General features: G+C 65.3%; 17 protein-coding genes. 8 read left to right on the forward strand and 9 right to left on the reverse strand.

Annotated features, from left to right (window positions below; translation table 11 throughout):
• The first annotated feature begins 142 nt into the window (after positions 1–142).
• From drmD to drmC, 5 genes are all read left to right on the forward strand, one after another.
• Positions 143–3,316: a DISARM system SNF2-like helicase DrmD gene (drmD, locus tag NV348_RS16000; RefSeq protein ID WP_280184801.1), complete on the forward strand. Its 3,174-nt coding sequence runs from the start codon at positions 143–145 to the stop codon at positions 3,314–3,316.
• A gap of 125 nt (positions 3,317–3,441) precedes the next feature.
• On the forward strand, positions 3,442–7,338 hold the full coding sequence (locus tag NV348_RS16005) for a DNA methyltransferase (protein ID WP_447151057.1): 3,897 nt from the start codon (positions 3,442–3,444) through the stop codon (positions 7,336–7,338).
• Positions 7,335–11,015, forward strand: a complete 3,681-nt coding sequence (drmA, locus tag NV348_RS16010) for a DISARM system helicase DrmA (RefSeq protein WP_447147624.1) — start codon at positions 7,335–7,337, stop codon at positions 11,013–11,015. Before NV348_RS16005 ends, drmA begins: the two co-directional genes overlap by 4 nt.
• Positions 11,012–13,042 (forward strand): DrmB family protein, encoded by a 2,031-nt coding sequence (gene drmB / locus NV348_RS16015; RefSeq protein WP_280184798.1) that lies wholly within the window; start codon positions 11,012–11,014, stop codon positions 13,040–13,042. Before drmA ends, drmB begins: the two co-directional genes overlap by 4 nt.
• Before the next feature lies 1 nt (position 13,043).
• Complete coding sequence (gene drmC / locus NV348_RS16020; protein ID WP_280184796.1) at positions 13,044–13,760, forward strand: DISARM system phospholipase D-like protein DrmC; 717 nt, start codon at positions 13,044–13,046, stop codon at positions 13,758–13,760.
• A gap of 155 nt (positions 13,761–13,915) precedes the next feature.
• On the opposite strand, the gene NV348_RS16025 is transcribed toward drmC, so the two are convergent.
• The 9 genes from NV348_RS16025 to NV348_RS16065 form a co-directional block, all read right to left on the reverse strand.
• A complete protein-coding gene (locus NV348_RS16025; RefSeq protein ID WP_447147625.1) occupies positions 13,916–14,095 on the reverse strand; it encodes a hypothetical protein in 180 nt (59 codons plus the stop codon).
• A 247-nt stretch (positions 14,096–14,342) separates the two neighbouring features.
• Entirely contained in the window at positions 14,343–14,498 is a 156-nt protein-coding gene (locus NV348_RS16030; RefSeq protein WP_447147626.1) for a hypothetical protein, read from the reverse strand.
• Positions 14,499–14,501: 3 nt separating this feature from the next.
• Positions 14,502–15,113 (reverse strand): TetR/AcrR family transcriptional regulator, encoded by a 612-nt coding sequence (locus NV348_RS16035; RefSeq protein ID WP_280184793.1) that lies wholly within the window; start codon positions 15,111–15,113, stop codon positions 14,502–14,504.
• A complete protein-coding gene (locus tag NV348_RS16040) occupies positions 15,110–15,304 on the reverse strand; it encodes a cold-shock protein (protein WP_280184792.1) in 195 nt (64 codons plus the stop codon). Before NV348_RS16040 ends, NV348_RS16035 begins: the two co-directional genes overlap by 4 nt.
• Positions 15,305–15,583: 279 nt before the next feature.
• On the reverse strand, positions 15,584–16,177 hold the full coding sequence (locus tag NV348_RS16045) for a hypothetical protein (RefSeq protein WP_280184790.1): 594 nt from the start codon (positions 16,175–16,177) through the stop codon (positions 15,584–15,586).
• Positions 16,174–16,722 (reverse strand): hypothetical protein, encoded by a 549-nt coding sequence (locus tag NV348_RS16050; protein WP_280184789.1) that lies wholly within the window; start codon positions 16,720–16,722, stop codon positions 16,174–16,176. The genes NV348_RS16045 and NV348_RS16050 overlap by 4 nt, the downstream gene beginning before the upstream one ends.
• Positions 16,719–17,531: a hypothetical protein gene (locus NV348_RS16055; protein WP_447147627.1), complete on the reverse strand. Its 813-nt coding sequence runs from the start codon at positions 17,529–17,531 to the stop codon at positions 16,719–16,721. The genes NV348_RS16050 and NV348_RS16055 overlap by 4 nt, the downstream gene beginning before the upstream one ends.
• A 547-nt stretch (positions 17,532–18,078) precedes the next feature.
• Positions 18,079–18,981, reverse strand: coding sequence for a phosphotransferase enzyme family protein (locus NV348_RS16060; protein WP_280248068.1), 903 nt, complete (start codon positions 18,979–18,981; stop codon positions 18,079–18,081).
• A gap of 9 nt (positions 18,982–18,990) precedes the next feature.
• Positions 18,991–20,472, reverse strand: coding sequence for an NsdA family TPR-like regulatory protein (locus NV348_RS16065; protein ID WP_280248067.1), 1,482 nt, complete (start codon positions 20,470–20,472; stop codon positions 18,991–18,993).
• A 230-nt stretch (positions 20,473–20,702) separates the two neighbouring features.
• Here NV348_RS16065 and NV348_RS16070 point away from each other — a divergent pair, with 230 nt between their 5' ends.
• From NV348_RS16070 to NV348_RS16080, 3 genes are read left to right on the forward strand one after another with little or no spacing between them, the layout of a single operon-like run.
• Entirely contained in the window at positions 20,703–21,596 is an 894-nt protein-coding gene (locus tag NV348_RS16070) for a Scr1 family TA system antitoxin-like transcriptional regulator (RefSeq protein ID WP_280248066.1), read from the forward strand.
• Between the two features lie 37 nt (positions 21,597–21,633).
• Positions 21,634–22,458, forward strand: coding sequence for an SAM-dependent methyltransferase (locus NV348_RS16075; RefSeq protein ID WP_280248065.1), 825 nt, complete (start codon positions 21,634–21,636; stop codon positions 22,456–22,458).
• 57 nt (positions 22,459–22,515) lie between these two features.
• On the forward strand, positions 22,516–22,905 hold the full coding sequence (locus NV348_RS16080) for a hypothetical protein (RefSeq protein WP_280184783.1): 390 nt from the start codon (positions 22,516–22,518) through the stop codon (positions 22,903–22,905).
• Positions 22,906–22,986 lie beyond the last annotated feature (81 nt).

Below are 22,986 nucleotides of genomic sequence, written 5' to 3' on the forward strand. Positions count from 1 at the left end.
CGTACCCATCCATTGCGAAAATCGCAACATCCGGCAACGCATCCAACATGCCCGCCGATTGCGAAAATCGCAACCATGCGAGAGTATGTCCTTTGCCGGATAACCGGGAGTGTTCACACGAACAGCGGGAGGGCGCGGGCTCATGACGATGGTGATGCCGGAGGTTCCGTCACCCGGCCGGGTGGTGAAGGTACGCGGCTCGACCTGGGCAGTCACCAACGTAGAGACCCAGGGCTTGCCTCGCAGCCCCGCCGATGAGGGTGTGGCGGGCCTGACTCATGTGGTGCGACTCCAGTCGCTGGAGGAGGATCGCCTCGGTGAGGAGCTGGCGGTCGTATGGGAACTCGAGATCGGTCACGGCATCGAGCCCGACCATGGGTTGCCGGAGACGCTGACCCCGTCGGATTTCGACGACCCGAATATCCTGGCCGCGTTCGTCGACGCAGTCCGGTGGGGCGCAGTGACATCGGCGGATGCGAGAACCTATCAGGCACCGTTTCGTAGTGGCGCCGCAATCGAGGCCTACCAGCTGGAACCACTCAGCCGCGCCTTGCAGTCGGCCCGGACCAATCTGCTGCTGGCCGACGATGTCGGCTTGGGAAAGACGATCGAGGCGGGACTGGTCATCCAGGAGTTGCTGCTGCGGCACCGGGCACGCACGGTTGTCGTGGTGTGTCCACCGAGCCTGCAACTGAAGTGGCGCGATGAGATGCGCGACAAGTTCGGTCTTGACTTCGTGATCGTCAACCGAGATCTCATGGCCTCGGCACGCCGGAGCCACGGCCTGAATGCGAACCCTTTCCGGCTCCACCCCCGCGTGATCGTGAGCATGGCGTGGCTGTCGTCGCTGCGAGCCCAGCGCCTGCTGCGGGAGCTGTATGCCGACGTTCGCGACACTTCCACCTCGCGGCGCTACGCCTTCGATGTTCTGGTTGTCGATGAGGCGCACCACGTCGCGCCAGCCAGTCCCACCGGTTTCGGGGGGCGACGTGGATACGCTGTGGACAGCCAGCGAACCGTCGCCACTCGCGCATTAGCCCAGCGGTGCGAACACCGGTTGTTCCTGTCGGCGACTCCGCACAACGGTTATTCCGAGTCGTTCACCGCATTGCTGGAGATGATCGACAGCCGCCGGTTCGTCCGTGGTGCGACTCTCGACGAAGCCGCGTTGCGCGAGATCATCGTGCGCCGGCTAAAGACCGACATCACCGAGCTCGGCTTCAAAGCACGCAAGCTGGAGCCGCTGCCGTTCACCCCGGGCGACGTCGAGCAAGACAAATTCGAGCTGCTGGAACGGATTCTGACCGAAAGCGCTCGCCGCAATGGCCGTAAGGGACGTTCCGGCGACATCGTCGCGATGCTGCTGAAAAAGCGATTTCTGTCCAGCCCGTGGTCGTTCGCACAAACATTGGCGCTCTATGACAAGTCCGAGCCCGCCGGGAGGCTGCCCGAGATCGCCGAGGACGACCACGAGTACTTCCAGCAGGTCATGAGTCTCGAGCAGGACGACGAGGAGGAGGGCGAGCAGGATCAGCCGGAGTTCGCCGCACTGCGCAAGAGCAAGGCGTCGGACCCGCTCGTGGCGGCCACACCCGCTCAGATCGCCGACCTCGTCGCCTGGGGCGAGAGCTTCGAGCATCGGCCCGATTCGAAACTGACCGCGCTGATCACGTTCGTGGACTCCGTCTGCCGACCGGACGGGAATACCTGGGCAAACGAACGTATTGTCGTCTTCACTGAATACGCTGCGACCCTGAACTGGATGCGTGCGGTGTTCGAGCAACGCGGTTACGACAAGACACGACTCGCCGTCATCCAAGGCAGCACTCCGGCCGACGAACGCGAGATCATCCGGGTTAAGTTCACCTCCGACCCCCGTACCAACCCGATTCGGGTTCTACTGGCCACGGACTCCGCTGGTGAAGGCATCGATCTGCAGGACTACTGCCACCGGCTGGTCAACTACGACATCCCGTTCAATCCCTCCCGCCTGGAACAGCGCATCGGCCGCATCGACCGCTACGGCCAACATGAAACCCCCACCATCTACCAGTTCGCCCCGGACTCCGCATCCAAGACCTACGACTCGGAGCTGGATTTCATGCGGCGGATCGCGGAGAAGGTCGGCAACGCGCGCCGGGACCTCGGCAAGGTCAACCAACTGGTGTCCGAGGAAATCCAGCAGCGCTACAGCCCCAGCACTGTTCGACGCTCGCGGGTCAGTCGCAACAGTGGTGAAGAGGCCATCACCAAGGCACTGGCCGGCGAACGCAAACTCAGCACCCGACTCACGGAGTTGACCGAACGCTACCCCGAACTCAAAGCCAGGATGCACCTCACTCCAGCCAATGCCCGGCGGGTCGTCGACGCAGCGCTGGACTACACCAAACAGCCACCGCTGATCGAATACAGTGACCAAGACACCAGCGCGGCGGTGTACTTGTTGCCGCCGTTGAGCCCCGACTGGCAGCCTGCGCTGCGAGGTATCGAAGCACCGCTTACACCTGGGGAACTGCGGCCCATCACGTTCGACGAGGATGCAGCCAAGGGCCGCAAGGACCTCGTACACATCCATCTCGGACATGCCGTGCTGCAACGCTCAGCTCGGATCCTGCGCGGTGCATTGTTCAGCGTCGAATCCCCGATGCACCGGGTGACGGCGATGGTCGTGCCCGACATTCCCCAGTCATGTGTCGTGGTGGTTTCCCGCCTGGTGCTCGTGGGGCGGGGCGGGCTGCGACTGCATGAGCAGGTGTTCCTCGCCGGTATTCGTCTTCGCGGCAGCGCGATGGCCGACGAACGAGTCGAGGAACTACTCGACAACACCTTCGACGCCGAAACTCTTTCGCTCGCAGACGAATCCGTGCGGGCGGAGCTGGCCAGGCTCTGGAACGCGGAGGGCTCGGCCATGCGGACCCGCCTGCGCGATCGAATGCACGAACGGGCCGAGCGACACGAAAAACGTGTCGCCGACGCGCTTGTCACGCGCCGCGACGACGACATCACTCGCGCACAACGAATCTTCGCCGGATTTCGTCGCACCCTCACCGAGTCGATCGACCGCTTGCAGCACGACATCAATGCCGAAGAAGAATCATGGACCCTCGACATGCCCGAGGTCGTACGCGCCCAGCATCGGCAACGCCTCAACGATGTGGCGACGATGCGCGAGCGCTTGGCCGGGCTCGCGGATGAGGAGCGCCGCGAGATCAACACCATCGGTGAGCGCTACACAGACATCAAACCGCACGTGTCGGCCGCAGCTGTCGTATTCGCCCTGACACCCGCCGACGCTGCTGCAGGAGCCCTGCGATGACTACCCGAATCCGCCGCACCGCTGCACCCTCGGCCGCCGAACTTCATCGCGCATGGCTGGAACTCGTCGACACCGAAGGCCCCTTCCTGTCGGTTCCCACCTTGTCGCGGGTGTGGCAACAGGGGATGCCCCCGGTGTCACTCGACTGCAAGGCCGTCCTCGCCGAGGCCACGCCGGCATTCCAGAAAGCCTGGGAACACTGGGACACCCATCGTGACGACCACGCCGCTCTCGAGTTGTACCGCACTGAGCGCGACACCTGGGTCGACACAGTCTTGCGCGAGGTGATCGGGTGGAACGCCACCTACATCACCGATCTGTCCGGACCCGACTTCGTCGAGATCCTCCCTGCGCGTTCCCCCGACCGCTCCGTCACGGTGTCTGCCCACGGCGTGCTCGCGCACCGCGGCGTGCTGGGGGCGCTAGTACTGGTGGTGGACCCGATCGACTCTCTGCGTGCTACACCCGACGATGGCTGGGCGGCTACGCCGATCGACCGCCTCACCCGACTGCTGCAGGAGTCCGGGATCAGTATCGGCGTCGTCACCGACGGCCGCTGGTGGGGTTTGGTGTGCGCGCGCCCCAACGCCTCGGTCGCCTCCGGCATCGTCGACGCCCACACCTGGATCGAGGAACCGTCCACCCGCAACGCCTTCTTCGCCGTCCTGGACCGCAGACGCCTCATCGCAGGGCAACCCGACACCAGGCTCCCGAAGCTGTTCGAAGAGTCGGTGAAATCGGCCGAGGAGATCACCGAGGCCCTGGGCACCCAGGTCCGCCATGCGGTCGAACTGCTGGTACAGGCCATGTCCGAGTCCGCGCTCGCCGCCTCGCTCGACAACCGTCCCGACGCGCTGCCCACCAACCGGGCAATGGTCTACGACGCCGCCGTCACCGTGATGATGCGCCTGGTGTTCCTGCTGTTCGCCGAGGAGCGCGGGCTGTTGCCCACCAGTGAACTTTTCGCCGAAAGCTACGGGATGAGCGAACAATTCGACATCCTCAAGGACCGATCCCGCAATGAAAACGTGGAAGCACTCGATACCACCTACCTCACCTGGCACCGTCTGCTCGCCACATCACATGCCCTGTATCACGGGGCATCGTTCGAGGATATGCGCATCCCGCCATACGGTGGCTCATTGTTCGACGGCGATCGTTACCTGTTCCTGGCCGCCCGCGACGAACGTGGTCTGCTGATTACGGTCAGCGATCGAGTCATGTTGGCCGTACTGCAAGCCGTTCAAGTCGCCGTGGTGAAAGGCATCCCCAGCCGCATTTCGTTCCGCGAGATCGACGTCGAACAAATCGGCTACATCTACGAAGGACTTCTCGGCTACTCGAGCACCGGCGTCGACGAAGTCACCGTCGGTCTGCTCGGTAAGGACGGCGCTGAACCCGAGATTCCACTGGCCACCATCGAGACCCTCGCGACGGCCAACCCGACCTCACCGACACTCGCGACGGCGATCATCACGTGGGTAAAGGCCCATCAACCCGCCGCAGCGTGCCCGACACCATCCAAGCTGGCCAACGCCCTGGACGCCGAGGTCGCCGACGTCGATCACGCCCTGAGATCGGTGACCACCGCCCCCGCGTTGCAGGAGCGACTGCGGCCGTTCATCGGCATCATCCGACGTGACCTGCGTGGTCGGCCGTTCGTCGTGCATCCCGGCGGTGTGCTGGTCGTCGAGACAGCGTCCCGTGCTTCCGCAGGCGCGCACTACACACCGAAGTCCTTGGCCGAGGAGGTCGTTCGCCACGCCCTTGAACCCCTCGTCTACTCTCCCGGACCGCACCAGACCGTCGACCAAGCGCAGTGGACGCCGATCAGCTCCGACGAGATCCTCGACCTCAAGATCGCCGACATCGCCTGCGGCTCCGGCGCCTTCCTTGTCGCCGCGGCCCGCTACCTCGCCGACCGCCTCGTGGAGGCGTGGCACCGGGAAGGCACCGACCTGGGCAACCCGAACACGCTGCACACCAAGGCCATCCGGCACATCGTCGCCAAATGCTTGTATGGGGCCGACATCAACGAGCTGGCTGTCGAGATGTGCAAGCTATCGCTGTGGTTGGTCTCGCTCGACCCGAAACTGCCGTTCTCGTTCGTCGACGACAAGATCTTCCACGGGAATTCGCTGCTGGGGCTGACCCGAATCGAACAGCTCCAACACCAGCGCATCTTCCCCGACGACGAGCAGCTGAACTTCAGCGAAAGCGATATCGAAGCAACCCTGCACAAGGTTGCCACCCTGCGCGAGAACCTGGCCAGCGAGATCGACGAGAGCGACCCACAGCGGTCGGCGACGGCGAAACGACGCCAGCTCGAGCGGACCCAGCGGCTCACCGCCGAACTGGCGACCATCGCTGACGGCGTCGTCGCCGCCGGACTCGCAGTTGGTGGCAAGCCTGGCCGAGCACTTACCGAGGCATACCTCGAACTGGGTATCGCTGTGGGCCAAGCCTTCCCTCCCGACGGCAGCCCCGGTGACGGCACCCGGCTCGACCGCATTCTGACAGTCGGACTGACTCCCACCGTGGCCACCGACTACACACGGTGGAAGCCCCTGCACTGGATCCTCGCGGTCCCCGATGTCGCCGAGCACGGATGGTTCGACGCCATCGTCGGCAACCCGCCGTTCCTGGGTGGCCAGAAGCTCACCGGCGCGATGGGCACCAACGTCCGCGACTGGTTCGTTCACGCCCTCGCCGGAGGCCGCCGCGGCAGCGCCGACCTCGTCGCCTACTTCCTGCTGCGTGCCGAATCGCTGCTCGGCCGCAAAGGCAATCTCGGTCTTATCGCCACAAACTCTGTCGCCCAGGGCGATACCCGCGAGGTCGGCCTGGACACTTTGGTAGCGGATGGGATCACCATCACCCGTGCCATTCAGAGCCGCGCGTGGCCGTCGGCCAGCGCCAATCTGGAATTCGCGGCCGTCTGGGGTACCAAGGACCGCGTGGCGGATACCGTCCCCCGCGACGCCGACGGCACCGCATGCCAGCGCATCTCCACCCTTCTCGAACCTGCCGGGCGGGTCGACGGCGTGCCCAGTCGGTTGAAAGAGAACCGCGGCATAGCTTTCCAAGGGTGCATCGTGCTCGGGATGGGGTTCGTTCTCGATTTCGACGAAGCCGCCGAGTGGATCGAAGCAGATTCCAAGAACGTTGAGGTGCTGTTTCCCTACCTCGGCGGCGAGGACCTCAACTCGCGGCCCGACACCTCTGCATCGCGATGGGTCATCGACTTCAACGACCGGTGCGAGACCTGCGCACGGCGGTACCCGCTGCCGTATGCCCGAGTAGAGCAGAAAGTCAAGCCCCAGCGGGCGACTAACAAGCGCGCTGTCCGCCGTCAACGGTGGTGGCAGTTCGCGGAGTTGGCGAAAGGAATGCGCGCAGCCGTGACTGATTTGGACGAGGTGATTGCGATCACGCTTGTGAGCAAGACTGTTATGCCCATGCGTGTATCGGCTCGACAAGTTCCGAGCCACAAACTCGCCGTGTTCGCTACGGACCGATTCGACGACCTGGCGGTGCTGTCGTCGAGTGTCCACTTGATCTGGGTAGTGAAATACAGCTCCACGATGCGGACCGACATCAACTACTCCCCCTCCGACGTGTTCGAGACCTTCCCCCGCCCCACCCCGACGGCTCGTCTGGCGGAGATCGGCCGGACCCTCGACAGGGAGCGCCGCGAGATCATGCTGCGCCGAGACCTCGGTCTGACCAAGCTGTACAACCTTGTCAACGACCCCGAAACCCCCGACTCGGATCTTGACGTCGCTCGGCTGCGGGAGATCCATGTTGAGCTGGATGAAGCGGTGATGGCGGCCTACGACTGGGGCAATATCGCTTTGGATCATGGCTTCCACACGTACCGTCAGATGCGACGGTGGACCGTGTCGCCCACGGCGCGTGTCGAGATTTTGGATCGGTTGCTGGAGGAGAATCAGCGGCGGGCGGCCCTGCAGGGTGATGCACCGGATATATCGGGCGACGAGGACATGGAGGACGACGAATGAGCGCGCCGACGAATACTCCTCCGCCGCCGTACAAGCTGAAGTTCGAGCCCGACGGCACCTCGCTGACAGCGCGGGAAAATATCGTCGACGTGCTCTCGCGGGAGCTGTTGGGGCTGGCCAACGGCGACCATGAGATTCTCGAGGGTGCGCCGGACGCGGCTTATTTGATCGGGCGTATCGCGCCGGCGAGGATCACCGGCGGCTGGGATGACGATCCGGTGGACGCCGACACCGGCGAACTGTTGACCGACGTCGGCGACGCCCGCGACGCCCGAGCAAGCAGTGGCGTGCCGGTGACCGCGGTCGATGACAGCTCGATGGACGCGGACGAGGATTCGATCGAGGCCGAGGATGCTCCCCAGCGCAAAGGGCTGATGATTCCGGCGTCCATGGGGATGCGATTTCAGATTCCGCTCGACCTGGAATCGTTCACAGTGACCGCTACATGGGGCCGCTACGAGGCGCTACCACGGGAGGTGGCCGAGGACGGCACGGTTCGTCGGTCTCGCCGCTATCAACGCTCCCCGATCGCGATTTCCACGACTATCCACATCGCCGATCTGGTGCCGCGTAAGACTGCCGAGTATTCGCTGCGCGACGCGGTCATTCTGCGAGTAGACCACCACGACGACCTGCGGCGCGGCCGTCGAATCATCGAGGTCGCGTTGTGCAACGACCTGGAGATCTCCTTCCGAATCCCCACCGACGCGTGGCTGTACCAGACGAAGCTGGAAGCTGCGGCCGATGATCGCGCGGTTTTCCTGCCCGCCAGCGACCTGGAGCAGGACGAGCACTACGACGAGCCGGACGATGAGGTGCGGCGACTGGACTTGCAGTACCGCGACCGGCTCGAATTCGCGGTCGGCAGAACGTGTTCGGTCGAGTGGGATGTCGCGGAGGGAGCACGTCGCGCCACCGCGGTACGAACCACCTGGCTACCGACCGTGCAGACACCGCAAACCACAGCTGAGGAAATCGACGCCGCTCTGCTGGACATGACGCGCCTGGCCACGGCGGAGCCCGCAGGACTGCGAGCCGGACTCGAACCGATCGTCGCCGGATACGCGCACTGGCTCGACACCGAACACCAGCGTGTCACCAAGACGCTTCCGGCGCATCTGCATGAGGAGGCATACGCCGCGATCGAAGAAGCCTGGCAGGTGCAAAGGCAGTTGGCAGCGGGCTTGGAACATCTACTCACCGACGAGGAGGCGTTGCGATGTTTCCGGTTCATGAACGCCGTCATGGCCGAGCAGCGCATCCAGTCGCAGGTCGCCGCCCGGCGGGCCCGAGATCCGCGGGAGTCCATCGCCGATGCACGTGAGGCGGTGCTGGCAAAAGGCGAAAGTGCACACAAGTGGCGCACCTTCCAGTTGGCGTTCATCCTCATGCAACTGCCGATGCTGACCGATCCAGCGGCCGAGGGTAGATCGAGTCGGCTGGCCAAGGCGCAGCTGTTGTTCTTCCCGACCGGCGGTGGTAAGACCGAGGCGTATCTCGGCCTGGCCGCCTACACGTTCGCGATCCGTCGCAGGCAAGGGCTTCTCGAGACCCCAAACGGCCCGCTCGACGGCGGCGCCGGGGTGGCGGTCCTCATGCGCTACACGCTGCGGCTGCTCACCTCACAACAGTTCCAGCGTGCCACGACCCTGGTGTGCGCTGCGGAGTTGGCTCGCATCGCCGATACCGAGACATGGGGGGACGAACCATTCCGGATCGGGCTGTGGGTCGGCACCGATGTCAGCCCCAAGCGGTATACCGACGCCGTCAACGAGCTCAAACGTGTCCGGGAGGGCCGAGGACACCGGTTGACGGTGTTGCAGATCCAACGCTGCCCGTGGTGTGGCACGCCGATCGACGGCGGCCGTGACGTCGAGGGGCACGACGCTACGCGGCGCATCCGGGTGTTCTGCGGCGACGACCTCGGCGATTGCCCGTTCGCCCAGGCGGGTTCGGTCGACGAAGGCCTGCCGGTGTTGACGGTCGACGAGGAAATTTATCGGCTGGCACCGGCTTTCGTCATCGCGACGGTCGACAAGTTCGCACGACTTGCGCGCGAAGGGGAAGCCGCAGCCCTATTCGGCTATGTGTCCCAGCGCTGCGGTCTGCACGGCTATGTTCATCCCGACTATGACGGCTGCGGACTCAAGGATGGCAACACTCACCCCGGCACCGGTCAGGGTCGCCGCCCAACACCACGCTTGCGGCCACCGGATCTGATCATCCAGGATGAGCTGCATCTGATCACCGGCGCGTTGGGCACAACCGTCGGGTTGTTCGAAGCGGTCATCGATGTGGCCTGCTCCTGGCAGGTCCCGGATGGCCGCGCGGTGCAGCCGCTCGTGGTCGCCTCCACCGCGACCGCCCGTAACGCCGCTGAACAGGTCAAGCGGCTCTATGGCCGGGACGTGACCATCTTTCCTCCGCAGGTGCTCGACGCGGCGCGCACGTTCTTCTCCAAGGAAGTTCCGCTGTCGGACGAGTATCCCGGTCGCCGTTATGTCGGCATCTCCACCACCGGTGTGCGTTTGGCGACCGCCGAGATCCGGGTGTCGGAAGTTTTATTGGCCGCAGGTCAGCTCCTCCTCGACCGGGCCGGTGCTTGTGCCGATCCGTACATGACGCTGGTGTCCTATTTCAGCGCGACTCGCGAATTGGCAGGTATGGCGCGGTATCTCGCCGACGACGTGCAGAACGCGCTCGGGCTCGGCCACCCGTGGTCCCGGAGTCTGCCCAGACGGTATGGCACCATCGGCGAGCTCCACCTCACCGAACTCACCTCCCGAATGGCGGGCGCAGATGTCACCCGCGTCCTCGACGAAATGGCCATCCCGTTCGACCCCACCATCGACGCGACCGGCGCGAAGGGCGGCAAACGTCCACGCGCACCGTTCGATGCCGTGCTCGCGACCTCGATGCTGCAGGTCGGGGTTGATGTCACACGACTGGGATTGATGATGGTGATCGGCCAACCCAAGAACACCGCCGAATACATTCAGGCATCCTCCCGAGTAGGACGCGAACCCACCAAACCCGGCCTGGTTGTAACCCTGAGCAACTGGGCACGGCCCCGCGATCTGGCCCACTTCGAACAGTTCCGCCACTACCACGACACCTTCTACGCCAAGGTCGAGGCGTTGTCGGTGACCCCCTACTCGCCGACGTCTCTGGCTCGCGGCATGGACGGGGTCCTGGTGAGCGCCGCCCGCGTCCTGCAGGCCGACAAGCGGGGCGGATTGTCCGAAGAAACCGGGGCCGCCCGCATCGACGCCGAGCTGAAGTTCATCGATGAGCTGATCGAGGCGCTGGTAGTCCGGATGGAGCGAGCCGTCCAGGGAAACGAGAACGCCCTTGAGTCGGCGCGACAGCATCTGCGCGCACGCCGTGACCTGTGGATCAAACGACAGGCCGACGTGACCAGCCGCATGCAGAGTCTGGTCTATGAGAAAACCGGCGGCAAACCGAACAAGGCGCCCCTGGTGATCAGCCCGGAGAACGGCAAGGACTTCGCCCATCTGCGGGAGGCTCCACCGTTCGTCGTCGCCAACTCCATGCGCGAGGTCCAGCCCGAGATCAACCTACTGGTCAGCCCCATACCCCAGAACCTCATCTATCCCGTTCCGGCCAACGCACCGAAGTGGGAGATGCCTGACGCCGCAACGGAGGACGCACAATGACCACCGTCGATTCCACGGCGATGATCCATGACCCATCGGTCACCGTGAACCCACTCGGCGACCAAGATGCCGAGCGCCAGCGCGGCGCCAAATACAATCGCGCCAAGGTGGGCTCCGCACGCCCGTCCTCACTGCTCTACACATGGGGGCCGGGGTCGATCGTGGATCTACCGAACTTCAACATCATGCCGTGCGGTTACAACGACTGGGATCGCATCTACGACCGCCGCGACAACGCACCGGTCATCCACGCACCCAAACTCCGGGCGGCCGTGGCCCGACTGATGAGGTCGCATCATATCGAGCTGCGGCGTCACCCATGGCAGGCGAAACGGCAAGTCATGTCGGCCGAAGGCACCGACCTCGGGGTGCCAGCTCGTGTCTTCCCGCAGTGGCTCCGGTGCACCGGGTGCGATCTGTTGGGGCCGCTGAGCTATTTCGAGTACAAGAACACCCACCCCTATCGCCCCGACTTCGCCGAATTCACCCACGGCGCCTGCCGAGGCCGCCGTGGGAAAGCCAAGGCCCGCAACCGCACTGCCATCGCCGCCCGCTACCTGCTCGTCTGCGCCAACGGCCATCTCGACGAGTTCCCCTACTACCTGTGGGTGCACCGCGGCCACAATTGTGAAGAGACCATCGAGAGCACCCCACGCCTCAAGATGTCCAGCCGCACCGCGGGCCAGACGGCGTCGGCCACCATCGAGTGCACCGCCTGCGGCGCCAAGCGCGGCATGAACGAGGCGCAGGGCAACGCAGGACGCGCGAAACTTCCCCGCTGCCGGGGCCGTCACCCCCACCTCGACGCATTCTTCCCCTGCGGCAGCGACACACGCGTCATGCTCATCGGTGCCTCAAACCTCTGGTTCCCGGTCACCCAGTCCACCATCGTCATGCCCGCCGCGACGCCGGAAGACCACGAAGATCTCGCCCAGCAGGTGCGTGCGGCGCTAGGCCCGCTGCTGCACCAATTCCGCGACAAGCCAGACACACTGCGCGGAGCCCTGCTGGGCAAAGAGATGTACACACTCGCAACGCTGCCAGACGACCAATTCACCGCCCTCGTCGAACTCGCAGCCCAGCCCGCGCAACCCGCGGCACCTGAGCCGCAATCACGCGATTGGGATCCCATCGAGCTACTGGTCCCCGAATGGCACTACCTGTGCCAGGACCGGTACGCCGACGGCCGGCGCGACGAGGTCAGCGGGCTCACCCTATCGCGGCGCGATCGCGGCAACGCCCTACCACCGCAGATCAGCAGAGTCCTGGCCGTCGAATCCCTCCGAAAAGTCAACGCCCTCATCGGATTCACCCGCGTGGACGAGATCGACCGCATCGGCGACATCGACGACCGACTGGTGAAGCTGACACGCACAGACAAGCCGAAATGGACCGTCGCCACCGAAGACCTCGGCGAGGGTATCTTCCTGCAACTCGATGAGCAGGCGGTCGCGGACTGGGAACACAAGGTCTACACCAGCAGTATCTGGAAGGCGCACACCGAAGCACACGAACGCAACTTCGCCAACCGCACCTCCGACACCGCCGACACAAAGGGTGGGCATCAAAAGCGGTTCCAACCACCCCGCTACTGGCTCGTCCACGGCCTGGCCCACATCCTCATCCGCGAACTCGCCATGCGCTGCGGCTATAACGCGGCCAGTCTCAGCGAACGCCTCTACGCCTGGCGCGCCGCCGACGGCAGACCGGCCGCGGCAGGCCTGCTGATCTGCACCACCGCCTCCGACAGCGACGGCACACTCGGCGGACTCGTGCAGCAAAGTCATCCGGCACTACTGGAAAAGATCGTCAACAACGCACTGCGCCGCGCTACCCGCTGCCCCTCCGACCCGATGTGCGCGAAACGCGCCCCTCGCGAACCCGAGGACTTCCTGCACGGCGCCGCCTGCCACTGCTGCATCATGGCCTCGGAAACCTCCTGTGAACGTGCCAACCGGTTCCTGGACCGCAGATTCCTGATCGATCTCCCTGGGAACAGCCTTGGGTTCTTCGCCCTACCCGAATGAGATGCCCGCTGCGGGCGAACTCGGTCGCTACCTCAGCCGAACCGAAGCCCGTGATATTGCGGACCGCCTTGCCGCCGGGGAAACAATTCGCCAAGCCCTCGTCTCGATCACACCTGAGCGTCGCAACGACGCCGCACTCCTGCTGCGACGCATCAGCGACCCCGCGCGCGTCGAAGTGCTGCGCGGCATCGAAGGGGCCCGCTCCACAGTGCGTACCCTGAGCCCACTGTGGACACTCCCCGGTCCGCTGGCCGAACAGGGCCGGTTGACGACCTCGATCGTCGAGAACATCGACGACGCACGATCATCGGTGATCTGCTCCACCTACAACTTCCAACGAACCTCGGGCCTGTGGGATGCATTGCGGCGCGCCGCACATCGCTCCGCCGTGCACGTCAAGGTCTACGTCGACACCCGAGCGGCCGACACCCCGTCACGGGCAGACTCCCCAACGACCTCCGAGATCGCCCGCCACCTCATGCCCGGACTGGTTTACCGAACCAAGCGACACGACCACAAATGGGTGCGAAACCACGCCAAGTTCATCACCGTCGACCACCGATTCCTCATCGTCACCAGCGCCAACATGTCGTATAGCGCCGAACGCGACAATGTCGAATTCGGTCTGGTCGTGGATAATCCAATCCTCACCGAAACCGTGGAACTCCAGATGCGAGCCGTCGAGGACCTGTTGTACGAGCAGGTTGTCGTCCAGTGACAACCGCCCACAGACGAATTGGCGGGTTCAGCGTTCAGGGTGGGAGCGTCCGAATCCACATTCCCTTTGGACCATCGGTTCGAATGGGCGCAAATCGCTGTCCCACCATGAAGTCCCGCAGACTACGTTGACTTCGAACGGCTGAACCGCGCGTTTCAGGCTGCATGCCCACGCTGGGGCGGGGTGAACATCCACAGGGCGAGGTTGTTGTCGGCGTCGGCGAGGCCGGGCACCGTGCGTTGGAATGTCCGGTTACCGTGCAGCACGGTGGCGAGGGGATCGATGTAGACGGCGAGGATCTCGTGGGTATCGAGGTGGTCGAGGTGGGCTCGCACATCCAGACTGGTGAGGCGGTGGCGCAGCTCGCCGGCGGATGTCAGGGGGCGGAGGGTTCCCACAGTTCGTGGAGGTGGCGTTGCTGCCAGGGGTCGAGTCCGTAGGAGTGTGCCAGTTTGGTGACGACGTTGCGGCGGGGGAAGAGTCACCGGACACGCCGGGAGGATTCACCTGTGCTCTTTCTCGGTTCGGGCTCGCGCCGGGCCGCTCGGGTGGGGTCGAGGATCGCTCGTCGTTGCGGCGGGCTCAGTCATCGCGCACCGCCGCGAGTGCGTCCCGCACAACGGTGATGACATCGGGGTCCTCGTCGGCGGGAGTCGTGAGCGCGATCTCGTGACCGGTGGTGGTGCGGACGGGGGCGGGGTCGCCGCAGTCGGGGGGGGGTAGGCTGGGATCGGGCATGGGTCAGCTCTCCTGGATGGGGGTGGTCACGCCGGGGAATGTGCGGTCGTTGGGGGCAGGCAGTACGAGTTCGATGTGCGTTCGGATCCGCTGGTGGTCGGAGGTGGCGTCGTCGGGCGGGCCGATGGCGAGCCCGACCAGGGCGGCGAGCAGTGATGCGGCAGTGGTCGGGAGATCGATGCCAGGGCAGGGTTCGATGGTCGTGGTGAGCAGTTCGGTCAGTGCCGCGTGGATTCGGTGTCTGCGGTCGTGGTGCTGTGCGCGGTGTTCCGGGCCGGTGGTGGCGAGGTCGAGTTCGAACCAGATCCATTCGGGGTGGCTGGTCACGGTGCGCGCCCACTTCGTCAGCGTCGTGACCAGGTGGCTGCGGTCTCTCGGGTGAGCATCGCGGATGCGGTGTACGGCCAAGGCGGTCAGCCTCTCGGCGACCTCGTGACCGATCAGATGTTTGTAGGGGTAGTGCTTGCCCAGCGCACCGGTGGTACACCCGGTGGCGTCGGCGATGTCGGTGATGTGGACAGGCCCGTAGCCGTGGGCGAGGAACAGTCGTCGTGCGGTCAGCAGCAGTCGGCGCCGAGTCCGTTGCCCGCGACGCGCCGTTGCCGGGGCGGTCACAGGGACCGCACGTTCTGCGCGGCAGGGCCTTTCGGGCTGTCGATGGCATCGAAGGTGACGCGTTGATCCCGGTGCAGCGCGTCGTGGCCGTGGACATCGGCTTGACGGACGAACAGGTCCGGGCCGGAGTCGGGTGTGATGAACCCGAAACCCTTCTCGTGGTTGAACCATTTCACGGTCCCGAACTTCACGTTTTTCCTACCTCTCTTGGTGATTCGATGGACGGTCGGCATCGATTCCGCGCCAGCCCAGTGCCAGCTGCGCGCGGCGTTCGTGGGTCGCGGTGACCGGGTCGGCGTGGCCTTCCTGGACTTGTGCCATGCACAGTGCCGCTTCCTGCCGGTGTTCGGCGCTGCTGGCCTGGCGTAGTACGGACCGGGATTGGGCGTGGATCTGCGCGGCGTGGCGGACGACCTCGCCGTGGGATCGCGTGTGGCGTTTCGGCAGGGTGGTTGTGGTGTGGGGCGTGGTCAGTGCCGTGCATCGGCCGGTTGTGGGACACGGGTGGGTAGATGGACCCGTCCTGCGGCGACGTCGGCGGCGAAGAGGTCGTAGACCACGGCCTGACCGACCAGGGACTGGTGTGCTCTCGGACCGGTCTCGACCGGGACAGAGGGGTCGATCGCGGTGATCCAGCATCGGCACAGTTGAGATACCTCGGCGCCGAGACCGTTGCGATGACAGGTCGCCGCCCGGTGTACCGGCGGGGCGAGGGTATGGGCGAGATGGTCATCGATCCGGTCGATCAATCGGCCGAGTCGTCGGTGGGCGGTATGCAGGGCGTCGGTAAGAACGTCGATGTCGACGCTGTCGTCGTGGCCGGGCGGCAGCCGCAGTAGCTGGCCGAAGGCGGCCCGGTAGTGGTGATGGGCATCGAGCATCTGCACCGCGATACCGACCAGAGTGGGGAACGGGTAGTCGGCGGCGGCGAATCCTGGTGTGTTCCAGGCGCGGAACAGCACGTGCGCGGACGGGATCGCTCCGAACCAGGACGAGCCTTTGCCGGCGGCCCGTGGCGTCCGTGGGTCTGATTGGTGCCCGGTGCCGGGTCGTGTGCGGTTCATCGGAGCCCCTGGATTGCTCGCCAGCCCAGCGGTAGTTGGACGCGTCGGGTACGGATCGCGGTGACCAGATCGGCGTAGCCCTGGTGGGTTTGGGCCATCCGCAGGGCGGCTTCGTGGTGGTGTTCGGTGTTGGTGGTGTGGCGCAGGATCCACTGGGACTGGGCGAAGACATTGGCGTAGTGGCTGATCACTTCGCCCAGAGGATGGGTGTGGTGGGCGGCGTTGACAGGTCGGGGCAGGCGGAATATCGCCCACTCGTCGATCGCCGCCATGACCGCGGTCATGTGGTCGCGGGTCGCGATCTCGTCGAACCCGGCCGGACGCCGATCCGGGGACACCGCCGCGCTCAGCAAGCTCGCGTGAATGTCGGCCAGCTCCCGCGCCCACCCGATCAGCGACGAACAGCCCTCGACACGGCGTCCGGCCACCGCGAGGTGAAGTTCACGAGCCTCCAGCAGGTTGTCGACCGCCCCGCCGCGATCACCCTGTCCGGCATAGTGTTCCGTCATCGACAGCGGGCCGGTGATAGGTGTTGTGGTGCTCATCGCTGACTCACCGCCGACTCGCCGGTCGTGCTCACGCGGGCCGGAAGGGTGCAGCGAGTGATGGTGTGTGCGCCGCTGGGGAAGCGCTGCACACGCTCGCACAAGACGACCAAGTCGTGGGAGGGCTCATCGCTTCGCGGATACGGTTCGTCGAGTTCGATGGCCAGCGCCCCGGTCAGGGTGTCGACCAACGTGCGGATCACCGTGTCGGGGATCGGGGTGGGTTCGAGCCACAGCGTCCGGGTGGCCGGGTGGTGGCGGTCGCCGATGAGGGCGACATAGACCGCGTCGACGCGTTCGATCACCTCGGGCCACCCGTTACGGGTCAGCGCTTCGGCGGCGTCCAGTTGCGCCGCGGCCGGGATCGCGCCGATCCGAGACTCGACCACGACCTGTTCGTGGTCCGCGTCGTGCTCGGGGACCGGACGCGATACCGGAGCCGGTCGGTGCGCGGTTCCGTCGAGATAGTGCAGGGTGAGCGTGGGCAGGGCGGTGAGGTGGGACAGTGCCGTCCGTCCTGACGGGTAGAGATCGGACAGGTGTTGTCGGGAGGGCACCAGGAACCAGACGTCGGTCGCTTCCGGAATTCGCGACAGGATCGACCAGAGCAGATCGGCTCGGCGGTGACCCGGTGCCAGGAGCCGTCCGAGGTCCACCCGTCGCGACCGTGCCAGCGACTCGAGGCGGTTCAACACCGGCACGGTACGGTCGATCTCGGTGAGCAGGTCACCGATCAGGGTCTCCGGTGCGAGCGGTTCGAAGAACACGCGGCCGTCCCCGAACCCGTTGCGCGCGGCGAAGTCGTGCACGGATCGATCGAAAGCATCGGCGCCGTGTCTGGACAGCAGGTCCGAACGGGCGTATCCAATCCACATTTCCTGTGACCCCTTTTGGCTGGTTCTCCTCGAAGAGGTGAAGGGCGGTAGTGACCGATGACCAGTGGCGACCCGAAGGGTCTTCGGGCAGGCACGAGATGAGCCTGCGTGTCGCCGACGATGACGTGGGCGGTTCCTGACAACGAGTGATCAGGGAAAGCAGTTCTGGGGAACGTCGGGTTCCGCAGCGCTGATGTGGCTGCCGTCCAGGCGGCGCGTGGCGACTTATCGTGTCGATCCGGTCCGGCGCCGACGTGGCGGGGCGCGGAGTACGTCATCTGCTGTCATAGACAGAGTTAATCGTCGCCAGAGGACTGCCACCATGACATCGCGCAGGGCAGAATCGGGCAAGTTCGCCGACATTCACATGACAGATTCGGACAGCCGGTCCGATGACTCCAGGCACAAGCTGTCGAGGATCGTCGATGCGACTGCCCTCCGGTCCTGTCGGTCGAAGGCCGGTTTGCCGCCACGCGGGGATCTAGGTGTAGAGGTCCCAAGGGATGTCGTGCCGGTCTGTCTTGAGTGTGGCCAGGCGGTGGGCGTGTTGGGCGGCGACGCTGGGGCGGTGCTGGAGATCGGGCAGGACGCTGGTGACCATGATCAGCTCGCGGATACGAGACAGGATCGGCCACGCCGGATCGTCGCGGACGTCGCTGCCGTATGCGTGGACGAACTCGCGGTAGAAGTCGTGGCGGTGGAACCGTGTTGCTCCGACCGCTTGGGGAACGAGATCGTATGCGAGGGGACCGATCCCGGCCTCGTCAAGGTCGCAGAGCACGACGGTGTCATCGTCTCGGTGCAGTAGGTTGCCGGTGTGGGGATCGCCATGGATGATGCCGGTTGGCAGCTGGTCCTGGACGCGCCGGAATTCTTGTTCGGCTCGGTCCCATTGCTCGCGCAGCCACCGGGCGTCGGCGGGGGCGAGGACAGCGGTGCCGGCGTGTGCGAGCCGATCGCGTGCGGTGGTGAACGGGTCCCAGGTCGGCAGGACGGTGTGGTCGAGGTCGAGGGCGTGCAGTCGATGCAGCGGCGATGCCAGATCGGCAGCGGCCCAGTCTGTTCGCCGGCCGAGTTCGTGCCAGAACGTCACCGTGTAATCGCCTTCGACCTTCAGCGGTTGTTCACCGTCGAGCAGGGCCGCGATCGGGGCGTTTCGGGCCTGCAACCAGCGGGCCATGGTGACCACGCGCTGTCCCCGCGAAACTCCGACCCGGTCGGAAGCGACGCGAAGGACAACGCGTTCGCGTGGGAGCCGGTAAACGGCGTTGACGGTGTATTTGATCAGTTCTGCCCCGTGGGAGTTCAAACCGATTCGGGCGCAGGCCAGCTCGACGATGCGATGCAACTCGGCGGCACGCTCGGCCGCGATATCGGTCGCCACACCCCCAGCCTATGCGCTCGTGGCACGGCCCGTGGTCGGGTGATGTGACGCGCGGGGGATCGCCAGCAGGCTCGCTTTGACCGCGTGGGACAAGTCCCGGACGTCGCTGCGTGGTGTCGCGGTGGTGGCGCAGCGGACCATGTTCTCCAGCCGGTCCGCGACCCTGGCGCTGGTGATCCGTTCGGCCATCTCGACGGCGGCGGTGGCGAAGGACAGGCCGGTGTCGATCTCACCGAGTCGGAAGCAGGCGGTGGCGGCGGTGATGTTGTCGAACAGGATGCTGCGGGCGGGCCGCCCGGGCGCGGAGGCTTGCAGGGAGGCGCGGGCACTGTCGAGGGCGGCGAGGCAATAGCGGTCGGCGACGGCGCGGGGCGCGGTGGTGGCGTATTCGTTGTAGATCACGGCCTGGATGCCGGTGAATTCGCCCGGTGTGAAGAACACGCGAGTCCATGGCGCGACGATGTCGCCGACGCGGTTGATCTCGTCTTCGGCGTATGCCAAGGCGAAGTTCATGCGGTTCTGATCGCCCAGCATGGCGTGTGCCCACGCCTCGTTGGCGTACAGGCGAGCCGATTCGCCGCTGTCGGCGGCGTCTCGCGCGGGAAGTTGCCCGAGCTGGAACATGCGCAGTGCGGTGCGCGGATCGCGTTCGATCACACTGATGCGGCCCAGCACGTACAGGATCGACGCAGTCAGACTGTCCGCGCCCGCCCGACGCGCGAAGACCAGAGCCAGGGTGGCGAATTGGCGCGCGCGATACTGATCTCCGGCATCGTGAAACGCCCAGCCGATCAATCGGGCCAGGTCGGCCGAGGCAACCAGATCGGCCGAGGCAACCAGAATCGCCTGATCGGCAGTCTCGTCGCGACATAGCTTCCGCAGATCCGGTATGGAACCCAACAACGCCGTAGCAGAGCCGGTGATCGCGAAGCCGCCGCGTTGTTGATCGAGCGACCGCAAACGTGCCGTGGCCGACCGCACACCATCGGCATCCATGGCCCGCCCGCGGCCGACCTGATCGGTCGCCTCTGCCTCGTCGAGTCGCGGAAGCCACGGGACCAGCGCGGAAGAGGATCCGACGACCGCGGCGGCGACGGCCTCCAACAACGTTGCTTCCGGCGCGCGTCGCAGCTCGGATACGCCTGACCCGACAGACGATGACATCGGTGCCTGCACGGGCACGGCATCGGTGGCGGGTCGCGCGCGTGCAGATCTCTGGTCGTGGTCAGGGACAGGTGCGCCGATTGCCACCAGTAGACGTCGATACGGTGCGCTCGGGGTCCGGACGTCGCAGTCTTCCCACCGTGCGACATGACGCTCGGAACACGCGACGTTGACACGCTCGCCGCGGGCGCGCGCGTTGATGAGCTCGGCGAAGTCCTTGCGGCTGATCTGGAGGTGATCGAGCCGAAACGACCGCAGGCGTTCGCCCCAGGATCGGTCGCTCGCCTCAGCGCCGGCCGCGAACTCGGCGGTGGGATCGCGCAACATCGACGGCTCCACCGGCTACCCCTTACCTTCGGACACCACCTGCTGAACCCTGACGCCGCGCGCGCCGGTTCGGCGTCCCACATCTCCCTCGCGCGTCGACGCCCAACCGAACATCGACTAACGGAGTGCTCTCGTGCCTCGGACAGATTATCTTGACTGATAATCTAACCTGATAATCAGTATTACGGGTGGAAAGAGTCCGATCGAGCTGTGGGATACGGTGGGAGTGCATGGCGAGGACCGCGAGGAAAGTGCTGCTCGGACGGGAAATCGATGACCTGCTGCGGCGGTCGCGTGTCACGCAGGCCGACGCCGGCCGGATCGTCGGTGTCGGCCAGTCGCGCATCGCCGCCGCGATCGCGGGAACCGGCAATCTCACCGCCGAAGCGCTGAAGAAGCTGGTCACCGAATTGGGGATCGGCGATGAGAACTATCTCCAGATCCTGCTCGACCTGCGCGAGGACAACCATCGCCGCGGGTACTGGACCTCGGGATATCGGCGTGCCTACATCGAGGACCTGCGACTGCTGGTCGATCTCGAAGCCGTGGCAGATCGCCTGCGCGAAACGGCCGCCGAGATCATCCCCGGTCTGCTCCAGCATCCCGACTACATCCGCGCGCTGCACCAACCGTTCCAGCCCGACGACCACGACCCCGACGCCATTACCGTCGACGACTACGTCGAAGCACGAACCGCGCGCCAGCAGATCCTGTTCACCCGCAAGGCACCGGAGTTCCACGCGATCCTGTCCGAATCCTGCCTTCGCCGCACCTACGGCAACGACCAGGTGATGGTCGACCAGATCAGCCACCTCATCGAACTATCCGGGCGACCCAACATCCAGCTCCAGGTCATGCCCTTCACCCACCAAGCCCCCGGCGCCGGTATGGAAGACCGCTACATCCTGGTCCGTGTCCCCTCGCCCGGCGCCGCCGGTGATCTGGAGATGGCCGTGGTCGAAGCGCAAGGCGAGATCCGCTACATCGACGACAAACCCGCCGTCGCGATCCGCGACAAGATCTTCACCCGCCTCACCATGACCGCGCTGAGCCCCGCCGATTCACGGCAATTCATGCACCACCTGCTGCGCGGACTGCGCAACCGACCCACCGTCACGCGATAGCCGACCCCCGCGACCACAATCGAACAGGAACCTGTCGATGTCCGCACCCGACTTCGAACCTCGCCACCTCGACACCGCCAAGCCGAGCTCGGCACGCATCTACCTGCACATGATCACCGGCGAGGTCATCTACGAAGCCGACCTGCCCTTCATCGAACAGCTCTATACCGCGATCCCCTTCTACCCCAAGTGGGCCCGACACAACCGCGCCTTCCTCGCCCGCGCGGTCCGGCACATGGTCGGCAACGGCATCCGGCAATTCCTCGACATCGGATCAGGACTACCCGCCGGTGGCAACACCCACGAAGTCGCCCGCGAACTCATCCCCGACCCCCACGTCGTCTACGTCGACAACGACGAAGAAGCCATCAACCGCGCCCGCGAACTTCTCACCCGACACCAGCTCCTCGACACCACCGCCATGATCGACGCCGACCTGCGCCACCCGGCACGCATCCTCGAACACCCCGGCACCCGCAGACTGCTCGACTTCACCCAGCCCATCGGGCTGCTCCTGATATCCGTGCTGCCCTGGATCACCGACGAAGACGACCCCGCCGCACTCCTCGCCGAACTCCGCGACGCGATGCCGCCCGGTAGCCACCTCGCGATGACCCATGTCTCCCTCGAAGACGCAGGACCCGAAATCAGGACCCAGGTCGCTGCCGGTGCGTCGGTATTCGCCGATGCGAGTACCCCCGTCACCCTCAGAACCCGACAACAGTTCGCGAGCTTCTTCGACGGATGGACACTCACCGAACCCGGAATCACCTACGCCACCGACTGGCACCCCGACACCCCCACCGACACCGAAGACGACGCACGCCGCTGCAACTTCGCCGCTACCGCCACCCTCCCGTAGCGTGGACCGGTGCGGAAACCGGAAAACACGGTCCCGCGCGCTCGAAAGGAAAGGCCCATGCTGCCGACACCGACCGTAAGTCAATTCCGCAAGGCTGCCGCCAGCTCACCCCAACAGGCATGCGTCATGATCTACCGAGACGCCACCCGCACCATCCTCTGGGACGACAAACTCGCCCACAACGGCGACCACGAAGTCCCCCTCGACCAGTGCCTGACCTTGGACCACGACCAATTCGAGGCGATCCAACAAGCCATCAGGACAGGCCAGCCGGTGCGTCACGCGCTCACGATCACCCGAACAAGCGGCAACGGCTACGTTTTCAGCGCCACTGACGGGCATGCGGGAAGCGCCGGAACGGCCAGACTGTACTTCGACCACCACGAATACCGCGCCTTCGCCACAGCGGTGCGAAATCGCGAGTTCGAACGCCGGTCTACTACGTAGCAACCCCTTGTAGCCCTCCGATCTTGTTCGACTGCCCGGCGGTGCCGCTCCTCACCGTCGCCGAACCACGACAGGGCTGCC

It is taken from the genome of Nocardia fodinahabitans, from assembly GCF_052983615.1.

What these genes read in the sequence shown, in the direction of transcription:
- drmD (WP_280184801.1), top strand. Translation starts at nt 143, where the DNA reads ATGACGATGGTGATGCCGGAGGTTCCGTCACCCGGCCGGGTGGTGAAG.
- NV348_RS16005 (WP_447151057.1), top strand. Translation starts at nt 3,442, where the DNA reads ATGCCCCCGGTGTCACTCGACTGCAAGGCCGTCCTCGCCGAGGCCACG.
- drmA (WP_447147624.1), top strand. Translation starts at nt 7,335, where the DNA reads ATGAGCGCGCCGACGAATACTCCTCCGCCGCCGTACAAGCTGAAGTTC.
- drmB (WP_280184798.1), top strand. Translation starts at nt 11,012, where the DNA reads ATGACCACCGTCGATTCCACGGCGATGATCCATGACCCATCGGTCACC.
- drmC (WP_280184796.1), top strand. Translation starts at nt 13,044, where the DNA reads ATGCCCGCTGCGGGCGAACTCGGTCGCTACCTCAGCCGAACCGAAGCC.
- NV348_RS16030 (WP_447147626.1), bottom strand. Translation starts at nt 14,498, where the DNA reads ATGCCCGATCCCAGCCTACCCCCCCCCGACTGCGGCGACCCCGCCCCC.
- NV348_RS16045 (WP_280184790.1), bottom strand. Translation starts at nt 16,177, where the DNA reads ATGAACCGCACACGACCCGGCACCGGGCACCAATCAGACCCACGGACG.
- NV348_RS16050 (WP_280184789.1), bottom strand. Translation starts at nt 16,722, where the DNA reads ATGAGCACCACAACACCTATCACCGGCCCGCTGTCGATGACGGAACAC.
- NV348_RS16065 (WP_280248067.1), bottom strand. Translation starts at nt 20,472, where the DNA reads ATGTTGCGCGATCCCACCGCCGAGTTCGCGGCCGGCGCTGAGGCGAGC.
- NV348_RS16070 (WP_280248066.1), top strand. Translation starts at nt 20,703, where the DNA reads ATGGCGAGGACCGCGAGGAAAGTGCTGCTCGGACGGGAAATCGATGAC.
- NV348_RS16075 (WP_280248065.1), top strand. Translation starts at nt 21,634, where the DNA reads ATGTCCGCACCCGACTTCGAACCTCGCCACCTCGACACCGCCAAGCCG.
- NV348_RS16080 (WP_280184783.1), top strand. Translation starts at nt 22,516, where the DNA reads ATGCTGCCGACACCGACCGTAAGTCAATTCCGCAAGGCTGCCGCCAGC.